This is a genomic window from Pseudomonadota bacterium (assembly GCA_010028905.1).
Classification (GTDB): Bacteria; Vulcanimicrobiota; Xenobia; order RGZZ01; family RGZZ01; genus RGZZ01.
Genome location: RGZZ01000116.1, coordinates 1 through 11,669 on the forward strand (window position 1 = coordinate 1; position 11,669 = coordinate 11,669).

Consider the following 11,669-nt stretch of genomic DNA (forward strand, 5'->3'; position numbering starts at 1 on the left):
GAGCGACTGTTCATGACCTGCCAGCTGCCCATCGCGGCCACGCATACGGCCGCCCGCAGCCTCGCCGCCACACACAAGGCCGCTGCAACGCAGACATCGTCTGCTCTCGCCACGCCCACGCAGGCGTGCGATGCGTTCACGCCGCAGTCACAAGATGCCGCGAGCGATGGCCTCGACATCTTCGGTGGGGGCAACCGAGTATCGCCTCTGCTCGACGAGGAATCGGCCCCGAACAGCGCCCACGAGATCTTTGCCCAGGCCCGCAAGCTCATCCGAAGCGCCACCTCCTCCATTCAGCTGGAGATGTTCGATGTCACCAACAAGGACATGGTGAATCTGCTCATCGCAGAGGCGCGCAAGGGCATCTCCGTGCAGATCGTCATGGACCCGCCCAACGACGACTGGGAGGCGCCGCGCAAGGCCGCCATCGACAAGCTGCGCAAGGGCGGGGTAGACGTGCGCATCTACCCGGCGCTGCCCCCCAACAGCCCTGGCGCGACCTTCGGACAGCTCGACCACGTCAAGATGCTCATCGTTGACGGTCAGAAGGCCATCATCGGTGGCATGAACTGGGGCAATCACTCTCCGCGCAACCACGACTTCGATGTCAAGGTCGAAGGCCCGGCCGTCGAGAAGATGGGCTGGATGTTCCGCGAGGACTGGCTCATGTCCGGTGGAGAGGCCGACGCGCTGCCCCCCATCCAGGACGTCCCCCCTGCCGGCTCAGACCGGGTGACGCTGCTGCGCAGCGGCATGGGCACCCAGGAGAAGGCCATCGGCAAGGCGATCCGGCGCGCCATCCACAACGCCCGCTCTTCGATTCACGCCGAGCTGTTCGTGCTCTCCGACCGTCCCACGGTCGAGGCCCTCCTTGCGGCGAAGCGGCGAGGGGTCGACGTCAAGGTGATTCTCGACCCATTGAAGATCAAGGGCAACCCCATCAACGAGAACGCGGCAGCCGCCCTGCGCGAGGGCGGGGTCGACGTGAAGTGGTACGTGTGCAACGCCCAGACCCAGCAGAAGATGCACGCCAAGATGGCTGTGATCGACGCAAACCAGGTATTCGTGGGCAGCGCCAACTGGTCGTACGCCGGCTTCAACATCAACCGCGAGGCCGAAGTGAGCGTCTACTCGCCCAAGACCACCAGCGTCTTCAGCACCACCTTCAGCAAGGACTGGAAGACGCGAACCTCCAACGAGCCCATCTACATCGAAGACGGCGCGGAAGCGACCGGCGCGTCATTCGCCATGTAGGTCGCTCCTGACGCCTTCGCGGCCGTCAGATGTCGATCACAAGACCGTCCCGGGCGAGCACAATCTCGCCGGAGAACGCCTCCCGACATTCCGCAACGATGTCGACGCCCTCGCACTCGGGGTAGAAGTGGGTCAGCACCACGCGACGCACGCCGGCCGCGGCGGCCACCCTTCCGGCACCACCCGCGGTCAGGTGCGAGGTGACGTGGGTGATGGCGTTGGGAAACGAGCACTCCACCACGAGAGTGTCGGCGTTGCGCGCGGCCTCGACGATGCGCGATGTCTCACCGGTGTCGCCGGAGTACACGAGGGTCTTCCCCGCGTGCTCGATAGAAAAGGCCAGGGCCTGCAGGTCGGCGTGATCGACGGGCAGCCCCTTCACGACGACGTCGTCTTCCGCGCACTCCCCTCCTCCGTCCCAGTCGTCGACGAGCGTGCGCGCCCGCTTCCAGGCGAGCCCCGGAAAGAGCCGATGCAGCGCCTCGACGAAGGCCGACGTTCCACGGGGCCCCCGCACGCGCAACGGGTCTCGGGTGCGCTGCTCGGCGGCCCAGTTGCCCGCGAACAGGAAGGCCACGAGATCGGCGCTGTGGTCGGGATGGTGGTGGGTGAGAAAGATGCGATCGATGGCCTTCCAGTCGTGGCCGAAGCGATTGACGCGCTCAAGGGTGCCGGGACCGCAGTCGAAGAGCATCGAGCGCCCCGCCGCCTCGACGAGGTAGCCCGCCGGTCCGCGCCCCTGCCACGGCACGCCGGTGCCGGAACCGATGACAGTCAGCCGCATCAGCCGTCTTGCAGCTGGTCCCAGAGGAGCGCCAGGGCCTCACGGTTCTCGCGATTGATGCGCATGGCCTCGATGATGCGCTGGTTGCCTTCCCAGATCTGCACGAGCCCGTTGCTGAGATGGTCCGGGTCGCCGTCTTCGAGGAACTGCCACAGCTCGTTCACGCCGCCCTCGTATGACTGCACGCCGCTCACACCGATGTCGCACTCCTCGCCGTTCTCGGCGTAGTAGTCGGTGGCCTCGAAGTTGTCGTAGATGGCCTGGGCGCGCTGCGTGAGGATGTTCGAGAGCTCTTGCAGGTAGGCGCTGAACTGCTCGGCGGTGATGCGCCCGCGCTGCACGTCTTCGCACTTGCCGCGGATCTGGCGATAGCGGCTGGTGGAGGCGTCAGGATCTGGCCGATCGGACGCGCGCGCAACCCCGAGCTGGCTGTTGCAGGCAAGACAGAACGCCTCACCCGAGGGATTGGTGAAGCCGCAGTCGGAACATGGAACGCCCGAGTCGTTGGCCTCGAGCAGGCCGTTGTGGTCGGAGATGGCGCATCCTCGCGTCTTCTGTGGCTGAGACTCACGTATTTGCGTCCCCCGTGAAACAGTCCTCTCGACCCGACGTAAGAGGTCAGTAGACGCTCTGCACGATGGGGAAGTGGGTCACGACGGGGCCGTTCGGGGGCTCTGGGAGCGTCAGCGCCGCCTTGAACGCATGGAAGGCGGCGCGCAGGGCCACACGGGTCGCCGCCTCTCGCGGATACGGCACGGGCTCGAGGCTGTACAGGGTGTCTCCCCCGCGCAGATCGAAGCGGCCCACGTCACGGGCCAGAGCGTGCGCTGACGCGAGGTCGGTCGGCGCGGGCGCCACCAGCGAGACGCGAATCTCGCGCGTGTGAAATGCCTCCAACGCGGCGGCGTCGACCGCGCGCAGCGGGAGGTAGACCTGGGTGATGCCCGTCCGCGCAAACGCGGAGCCGTCGATCGATGCCCCCTCGGGCACGATGAGATTCGCGGCCACGCGCTCCTCCGGGTGGAGCACGTGGGTGCGCAGCCATGTCACCGCGTCGTGCAGGGCCGACGCATCAGACACGGCGTCGATGAACGCGCCATGGCGCATGGCGCGGGCCGCGCCCAGGAACGCGAGCACGTCGCGCGCGTGCGCCGCAAGGTCTGATGTGAGACGCAGCACGAGCGCCGTCTGCTGATCGGGCGGTAGGGGCGACAGTGCCGGGTAGAGCTGCTGAAACCTCTCCCCGTCGGCCGCGAGTCGCACCTCGTCGAAGGCGCAGATGCGACCCAGTGCCGCATCGAGGGCCGAGGCGTCGGCGTCCGGAGGCTCGAACCCGGTGATCGCCCCTTGCGTCGCCGCGCCGCGCACCTCGTCGATGAGAGTGCGCACCTGTGCCAGAAGGGACTGCCCCTCCGCGAGGGAGGCCTCGACCGGCACGTGGAAGCGCTCGCCGCTGATGGCCTCGCTGCGAATCTCGACGTAGCGGTTCGCGTACGAGCGACGCCACGTCGACGGGCCGAAGACCGCTCGCAGCAGGCGACCTTCGCCATCGGCGTCGACCATGCGCAGCCGATCGACCACCACCGATGTCCGCCCTTCGCGCAGCGTCACCTCGGCGCGGCGGCGGTCCCGGTTCCACGAGAGCTGAAAGACGTTCGTCAATGCTGTGCCGCGGTCTCCGCAGCGCCGGCGCCCGTAGGTTACGGAGAGCGAGCGCTACGAGGAGAGCATCTCCTCCCACTGCGCGGTGAGCTTCTGGCACTCCGCCACCAGCACGTCGTAGCGCGTCTGCAGGCGTGATGCGTCTTCCGCGCGCTGATAGAAGGCCGGATCGGCCAGCCGCATGGTGATGCCCGCAATCTCCTCTTCCATTGCAAAGATCTTTGCTTCGAGCGCGTCGACCTTCCACTTCGGGGGCGGCTTCTTCTTCTCATCGCGCCCCGCCGCCGCGGCGACAGGCGTTGGCGGCTCAGCCTGCGGCGCCGGCCCGCCGGGCGCAGATCTCGCCGGCGCGCCCGCGGCCTTGGGCTTCGCCTCGTTCCTGGCCGGGGCGGCAACGCCTCGGGCGGGCTTGCGGGCGCGATAGTCGGAGTAGTTGCCCAGATGGGCAGAGGCGCGCCCGTCCTCGATCTCGACGATGCGGGTGGCCAGGCCGTCCATGAAGTGACGATCGTGCGAGATGAAGACGATGGTGCCCTCATAGCCCTGCAGGGCTTCGAGCAGGCTCTCGCGCGCCGAGAGGTCGAGGTGGTTGGTGGGCTCGTCGAGGAACAGCACGTTCGAGGCCGTGACCACGCACCGCGCCAGCGCCACGCGGCTGCGCTCGCCGCCGCTGAGCACGCCCACCTTCTTGTGCACCGAGTCTCCGCTGAACAGCAGGCAGCCGAGAACCGTGCGCACCATGGTCTGGTCGAACATCGGCGGCGCCACCGCCGACACCTCTTCGAGCACGGTGCGGTCTGGGTTCAGCGCCTCGGCCTGGTGCTGGGCATAGTGCACCGGCTGCATGCGAAAGCCTGGGTTCACCGTGCCGGCATCCGGGCGCTCGGCCCCGACGAGCAGGCGCATGAGGGTCGACTTGCCAGCGCCGTTGGGGCCCACCAGGCCCACCCGATCGCCGCGCTCGATCTTGACGTTGATGCCTTCGAGCACGCGCAGGGCACCGTACGACTTCGACACGCCCTTGGCCATGATGGCGTCGCGACCACTGGTGGTCGCGGGCGCGAACGACACCTTCATCGCGCGCGGCGCCGCGTCCGGCGCGTCGATCTTCTCCATGCGCTCGAGCATCTTCTCGCGGCTCTTCACCCGGCTGGCCAGGGTGGCCTTGTAACGGAAGCGCTCGATGAAGCGCATGTCGTGCTCGATCTTCTTCTGCTGGGCCTCGTATGCGGCAAGCTGCGCCTCGAAGCGGCGGGTCGATTCTTCAACGTAGAAGGTGTAGTTGCCGGCGTACTCGTCGATCTCGCCGCTGTCGAGCTCGATGATGCGGTTCACCACGCGATCGATGAACGTGCGGTCGTGCGAGACCAGAACCACCGCGCCCTTGTAGTCAGAGAGATAGGTCTCGAGCCACTTGACCGCCTGAAGATCGAGATGGTTCGTGGGCTCGTCGAGCAGCAGCACGGTGGGTGATGTGAGGAGCAAGCGCGACATGGCGCCGCGCATCTGCCAGCCGCCGCTGAACTCGCGGCAGGGGCGCTCGAGATCTTCCGATCGAAAGCCCATGCCCGCAAGCACCGTGCGGATGCGGGCGTCGATGGTGTGCCCCTCGGCGTGATCGAAGCGCGCCTGCGCCTTGCCGTACTGGTCGAAGCAGGCGTTCAGCGCCTCGCCCTGCAGCGACTCCATCTGCAGCTCGAGGTCGCGCATCTCGCGCTCTACCGCATCGACCCAGGCGAACACCTGCATCATCTCGTCGTAGAGCGTGCGGTCCGGGTCGAGCTGCCCCTCTTGGCCGAGGTAGCCGATCTCGACCCCTGGCCCGAGCGAGACCGTGCCCTTGTCTGACTCGAGCTGACCCGAGAGGATCTTGAGCAAGGTGGTCTTTCCCGTGCCGTTGCGGCCGATGAGTCCGACCCGCTGGCCGGGCTTGACGGTGAAGCTGACGTTGTCGAGAATGACCTGCCCGCCGAATGCCTTCGAGAGACCTGTGACGGCGATCATGTGCGATGGATGGGCCTGGGTGCAAGCATGCCACGAAGGTTCACTGCGGGAAGCGACGGTCCTTCCCCACCAGCAGCACAGTCCCCAGATCTAGGCCGGGTCGGCGATCATGACCTCGAGTCCGGCAGCCTCGAGCAGCGCGCTCGCGTCAAAGGCCTGTGAGGGGGCGAGCACGCCCGAGGTCTTGCGCTCCCCGGCGGCAAGCTTGACAGCGGCCGAGGCCAGCAGGTTGGCGGTGGTCTGATAGATGCCGCTGCCCTGCACGATGGCGAACCGTCGGTTCTTCACGCCCTCGATCTCGACCACCACGACGAACCGGCTCCGATCAGACACAGGGCGCTCGGTCTTCGACGTGGCCCATCGATCAAGAGCCATCATCGCGAGGGAGGCGAACGGGCTTCCGAGCAGGGCCTGGATCAGACCGGCCTTGCCCGTGAGGCTGTGGAACGTGGTGACGTTGCGCAGGCCACCAACCCCTCGGGGGATGACGAGGGCCTCGCATCCCGGCGTGTTCTTGGCCGTCATCTGGCCCCCCGACCACTTGAACGTGTGCTTGACGGCCGCGATGCGCGTTGCCTGAAGCGAGCGCTCGACCAGCGCGCGGCACGGCTGCTTGAGGTTCTCGAACACTGACGCGCGAAACCCCGGGGTCTCGTCGAGATCGTGGTAGACGTAGAGCACGCGAACCGAGTTGACCGCCTCCCACCCCTCGGCGGCCTTCGCCAGCGCGAGCTCGGCCACCCCAGGCTCCACCGCAAGGCCGTTCACGACGGCGATGCCCGCTTCCTTGACCACGGCCGCGCGCACCGCGCACTGCTCGACATACCCCACCTCGGAGGCCGCGTCGATGAGACACACCTTGCCATTCACCGCCGTGGCGAGAACGGGCGCCCCGGAGATGGCGTAGGGAGCGGCGCAGTTCACCGCCACGACACTGCTCTCGACCAGGGTGCGCAAGGCCGAGCGATCGGAGAACTCGAAGACCGATACGTCGAGGGGCTGCTTGAACCTGCGACCGAGATCGATGGACATGCGCTCGAGCTCGTTGCGGTCACGCCCCGCAAGCACCAGCCTGAATTCTCTGGCCCCACCGCCCTGACCGAGCAGGCGCTCGCACGTGAGCCGTCCGGTGAGTCCTGTTGCGCCGATGATCGCGATCTTCTTCACGCGCCGCTCCTCTTGAAGGATTTTCCCTCAGGCACCCTTTGGGGCGTTCTGCAAACCGAACAGAAGTCCTGTCGCCGGAGCGGAGAGCCGGCTCGCGGCACTCACGGGGCCGACAAGGGCCAGAGACGTGGCAGCACGAGCAGCAGCAGCACGAACAGCACCGCGGTCAGCCCCGCTCCGACCCGCGCATAATCGCGAAAGCGATAGCCTCCCTGGCCCATGACCAGGACGTTGACCGGGCTCCCCAAGGGGGTGAGGAAGGCCATCGACGTGGCCAGCGCCACCCCCATGAGCAGGGCGCGAGGCTCGAGATTCATCGCGGCGGCCGACTGCAGCGCAACGGGGCCGAGCAGGGCTGTCACCGCCGCGCCGCTCATGACCTGGGTGAGCGCGACCGCGACGAAGCACAGCGCGGCGAGAACCGCGACGTTGCCGAAGGGCGCAAGCCGCGACACCACCTCTCCCGCAATCAGGCGCGCAGCCCCCGTCTTCCCCATGGCCAGTCCCAGAGGCAGGAGCCCAGCCACCAGGAAGATGCTCTTCCAGTCGATGGCGCGATAGGCCTGATCCATGTCAAGCACGCCGCCGAGGAGCATGCCGATGGCGCCACCGAGCATGATCTCGGCCACGTCGTCGGGCATGAGAACGGCGCAGGCCAGGGTCGCCGCGAAGACAAAGAGGGCCCAGCGCTTGCGCGCGCGCGTCACGTGCGCTGAGGCCTCGAGGGCCTCCTCGTCCTCGACCATGAGGATGAAGTCGGTCTGCTCACGAAGCACGGGCAGCTGCGAGCGATGTCCCTGCAGCAGAAGCGCGTCACCGAACTGGAGAACCGTGTCGCGCACCCCGACCCGCACCTGGTCGCCCGCGCGCCAGATGGCGAGGATGTTCACCCCATAGCGGGCGCGGAAGCGCGCCTTGCGGGGTGAGCGGCCGATGAGGGTGCTGCGCGGCGAGAGCATGGCCTCGACCACCATGTCCTCTGGAGCGCTCAGGTGCTCCTCCGACCATGTGGGCGACGGCAGTATCTCGAGATACGGCTTTACGTCGCGGTTGCGGAAGTCTTCGAGAACCCCCTTGAGCACGAGCACGTCGTCCTCGAGAAGCACCGCGTCCGGCGTGGGCGAGAGAATGAAGCGCGGATCGCGCTCGATGGCGAGGATGCTGCACCCGAAGCGCTCGCGCAGGGCGCATTCCTCGATGCGACAGTCGATGAGCGAGGAGCCGGCCGGGATCCGGGCCCGAAAGAGGTTGTCGCCCAGTCTGTAGACCCGCACGAGATCCGCGGTCGCCTCGTCCATCGCGGCCTGGCGCTCCGTGCTGGCGCGCTGCGGCAGCAACCGGCGTCCGACGACCGCCATGTACCCCCCTCCCACGAGCATGATGGGCAGCCCCACCGACGCGAACGAGAGCACGCCGAACCCTTTGAGCCCGGCATCGCGCAGCACCGCGCTGGCCACGAGATTGGTGGTGGTGAACAGGGTGGCCATGCCCCCGAGGATGGTGGCGAAGGCCAGGGGCATGAGCAGACGCGACGGGCTCACCCCCGTCTGACGCGCGGCCCCCGCCACCGCGGGCATGAGCAGGGAGGCCGCCGCAATGTTGTTCATGAAGAGCGAGAGGAACGCGCCACCCGCCATGACCACCACGAGAAGACGCAGCTCGCTCGCGCCGGCCAGCCGCAGCAGCAGCCGGCCCAGCTGGTCGGCAACGCCCGCCCGCACGAGCCCCTCGGCCAGGATGAACACGGCCAGCATCGTCATCACAGCCGATCGGCTGAAGCCGGAGAAGGCCTCCTGCTGGGTGAGCACGTTGGTCACCGCGAGGGTCACAACCACCATGAGCGCGACCAGATCTGGTCGCAGGCGCTCGCTCAGGAACAGCACCATCGACACGACCAGGACCAGCGATGTGATGAGGAGCGGGCTCATGGGGGTCCTTTCTCACGGCCGTGTCTCGAGGGGGAGGAGGTGGTGAGGAGGCCTCTTCCACTGCGCGCGCTCAACCCCTTCCCCAATCAGGTGGGGCGGGGCGAGAGGCGTTCCATCTCTGCAGGTGAATGTCATCGCGTGCACAGAGAGGGGGATGCCCCCCCACGACGAACCCCTCGGCCGTGGGCAATGCAACCAACATCTACCGCGGAGACTACGTCGACCAGTACGACAAGCAGGACTGGTGGCGCCAGCTCTTCGACACACACCGCTCGATGCTGCGTGAGATCTTCTCGCGCGTGATCTTCGCGCTGCTCTGGACGGGGGCGGTGTTCTACGTCCACATACGATGGACGCCGCTCGACGTGCCCAACGTGACCCACATCATCGTGGGCGGGTTCCTCTCGCTGCTGCTGGTCTTTCGCACCAACTCCTCCTACGATCGCTTCTGGGAAGGGCGAAAGATGTGGGGGGGCATCAACAACGAATCACGCAACCTCGCCCGGCTCTGCGACGTCCACCTCGCCGCTGAGCCCGCGCTGCGGAAGAGCACGCTGCTGTGGGCGATAGAGCTGCCCTGGTCGATCATGCACGCGCTGCGCCACACCGAGTGGACGAGCACCACCCTCCCGGCAGACCAGGTCGAGGCCGTGAGTCGCAGCGCGCACGTTCCCCTGGCGGTGTGCCGAAAGATCACCGCGCTGCTCAAGACCGCACGCGACAAGGGCGTCATCAGCGACTGGGTCATGGTCTCCATCGACGCCAATCTCCAGCAGATCGTCGACTATCTCGGGGCCTGCGAGCGCATCCACAAGACCCCCCTGCCCTTCGCCTACGTGGTTCACCTGCGCCGCGCCCTGGTTCTCTACATCTACGCGCTGCCGTTCTCATTGCTCTCGTCGTTCGGCTGGGAGACCTTCCCGGCCATGTTCCTCATCTCGTTCGTGCTCTTCGGCATCGAGGAGATCGGGGTCGAGCTCGAAGACCCCTTCGGCAAGAATCCGAACCACCTCTCGCTCGAGCTCTACTGCCACGGCATCCAGAAGGTGCTCAGCGACGTGCTCGAAAACGGCGAGGCGTCGATGGCAGGCGCGCCTCCCCCGAGGTAGCGCCGCAAGTTCGTGCGTCCCGTCGAGCCCAGCGCCGCAAAGGGATGATGCGGTTCACGTGGAACCTACCGCGTCACCATGAGCGCCACACCAGAGAACCTCGCCGAGCTCCCCTTCCTGCAGCGCCTTCGCCATCACCCGCGCGGGCTGTGGTACGTCTTCTGGGGAGAGCTCGCCGAGCGGGCCAGCTACTACGGCATGCGCACGCTGCTGGCGCTCTTCCTCATCGCGCGGTTCCAGTACACCGACGCCGAGTCCGGGCAGACCGCCAACTACTTCACCGCCGCGTGCTACGTGCTTCCGCTGCTGGGCGGCTACATCGCCGACCGATGGCTGGGCAAGTACCGCACCATCGTGTACTGGTCGATCCCCTACATCATCGGGCACATCATACTGGGCGAATCGCACACCCCGTTCCAGCTCTATCTGGCCCTGGCACTGCTGGCCGCGGGCTCTGGCGCCATCAAGCCCAACACCAGCACGCTCATGGGCCAGATCTACGAGGCCGAGGGCAAGATGGCGCTGCTGCCCGAGGCGTTCAGCTTCTTCTACGCCGCCATCAACATCGGCGCGGCCACCACCTCCATCGCCCTGCCCCTGGTGGTTGCGCACTACGCGGGCGTAGACATCGCGAACGTCTCGAGCGCTGATCCGGTGAAGCTCAACGAGGCCTATCGCATCGCGCTGCTGTGCCCCACCGTGCTCATGGCCGTGGCCCTCGCCATCTTCATGGCGGGGCGCAAGAACTACCCTGTCGAGACCATCGACCCCACCCCGAAGTCGCCTGCGCTTCGCGCCGAAGAGCGCCAGACGCTGGTGCGCCTGAGCGGCGTGTTCGCCCTCATCGCCATGTTCTGGTTCGTCTACGACCAGAGCAGCTCGACCTGGGTGCTCTTCGGCACCAAGCTCATGGACCCGACCCTCGCGCCCTTCGGGATCACCTACACCGCCGAGCAGATGCAGGGGCTCAACCCCGTGCTCATCATCATCTTCACCCCCATCTTCAACTGGCTCTGGACGGTGGTGCGCAAGGCCCGCAACGGCGTCGACCTGCCCGCCACCCAGAAGATGATGATCGGCTTCTGGCTGGTCATCGGCTGCATGGGGGTCATGGCCTACGCGGGCTACGCCACGCACGACGGAACGGTGAAGGTGTCGATCTGGTACGACGTGGTGGCCACCGTCATCATCACCATGGCCGAGCTGTGCGTGAGCGTCATCGGCCTCGAGTTCGCCTTCAACCACGCCTCGCCAGAGACCCGATCGACGGTGACGGCGGCGTTCCTGTTCACGGTCTTCCTGGGCGACACCCTGGGCGGATGGTACATCGGGCGCTTCTACCCGTCTGAGGGAAAGGACGGCCTTCCCCTGCCCGGACGCATGAGCTACGGCGGCTACTTCTTGTCGCAGGCGGTGATCATGGTCGTCGTGGCGGGTCTCTTCTACCTGGTGGCCCGCCGCTTCGAGCGCGAAGACGCGGCGCGCGGCGATGCGCGCAACGAAGAAGCCTCGATCACCCTGTCGGTTTGAAGGCCGAGAACACGCACCAGCGCCAGCAGTCCTCGATGGCGCCGCTCGGCGAGATTCTGAACGGATGAACCTCGCGCACCTGGGCGGGCGCGTTGTGATAGAGATCGCGGATCTCGTGACGGTGCAGGCTCGAGGTCTCCCAGGTGTCGATCCAGACGTCGATGTCCTCCCACTGGAGGATCTCGCGCACGGTGATATCGGTGAAGCCCGCGCCCTCGAGCAGCGCGCGGA

General features: G+C 66.8%; 9 protein-coding genes. 3 read left to right on the plus strand and 6 right to left on the minus strand.

Annotation, left to right across the window (positions count from 1 at the left end):
- Positions 1-1,254: phosphatidylserine/phosphatidylglycerophosphate/cardiolipin synthase family protein (locus tag EB084_10245; GenBank protein ID NDD28631.1), on the plus strand; the 1,254-nt coding region annotated here is incomplete at its 5' end.
- A 25-nt stretch (positions 1,255-1,279) separates the two neighbouring features.
- Here EB084_10245 and EB084_10250 read toward each other — a convergent pair.
- The 5 genes from EB084_10250 to EB084_10270 form a co-directional block, all read right to left on the minus strand.
- Entirely contained in the window at positions 1,280-2,038 is a 759-nt protein-coding gene (locus EB084_10250) for a ribonuclease Z (protein ID NDD28632.1), read from the minus strand.
- Between the two features lie 618 nt (positions 2,039-2,656).
- Positions 2,657-3,700, minus strand: coding sequence for a hypothetical protein (locus EB084_10255; GenBank protein NDD28633.1), 1,044 nt, complete (start codon positions 3,698-3,700; stop codon positions 2,657-2,659).
- A gap of 54 nt (positions 3,701-3,754) precedes the next feature.
- Positions 3,755-5,704 (minus strand): ABC transporter ATP-binding protein, encoded by a 1,950-nt coding sequence (locus tag EB084_10260; protein NDD28634.1) that lies wholly within the window; start codon positions 5,702-5,704, stop codon positions 3,755-3,757.
- Between the two features lie 90 nt (positions 5,705-5,794).
- Positions 5,795-6,871 carry a hypothetical protein gene (locus EB084_10265; protein ID NDD28635.1) on the minus strand — a complete coding sequence of 359 codons (1,077 nt, stop codon included), beginning with the start codon at positions 6,869-6,871 and terminating at the stop codon, positions 5,795-5,797.
- 101 nt (positions 6,872-6,972) lie between these two features.
- Complete coding sequence (locus tag EB084_10270; GenBank protein ID NDD28636.1) at positions 6,973-8,799, minus strand: SLC13 family permease; 1,827 nt, start codon at positions 8,797-8,799, stop codon at positions 6,973-6,975.
- 128 nt (positions 8,800-8,927) lie between these two features.
- Between EB084_10270 and EB084_10275 the strand changes: the two genes are divergently transcribed.
- Together EB084_10275 and EB084_10280 are read left to right on the plus strand one after the other, a co-directional pair.
- Positions 8,928-9,908: a hypothetical protein gene (locus EB084_10275; GenBank protein NDD28637.1), complete on the plus strand. Its 981-nt coding sequence runs from the start codon at positions 8,928-8,930 to the stop codon at positions 9,906-9,908.
- A gap of 78 nt (positions 9,909-9,986) precedes the next feature.
- The gene (locus EB084_10280) at positions 9,987-11,438 is read left to right on the plus strand and encodes a hypothetical protein (protein ID NDD28638.1); all 1,452 of its coding nucleotides are present in this window, start codon (positions 9,987-9,989) and stop codon (positions 11,436-11,438) included.
- Here EB084_10280 and EB084_10285 read toward each other — a convergent pair.
- Positions 11,422-11,669, minus strand: a 248-nt coding sequence (locus EB084_10285) for a recombinase RmuC (GenBank protein NDD28639.1), incomplete at its 5' end; no start/stop codon positions are given. The two genes, EB084_10280 and EB084_10285, sit on opposite strands and share 17 nt — an antisense overlap.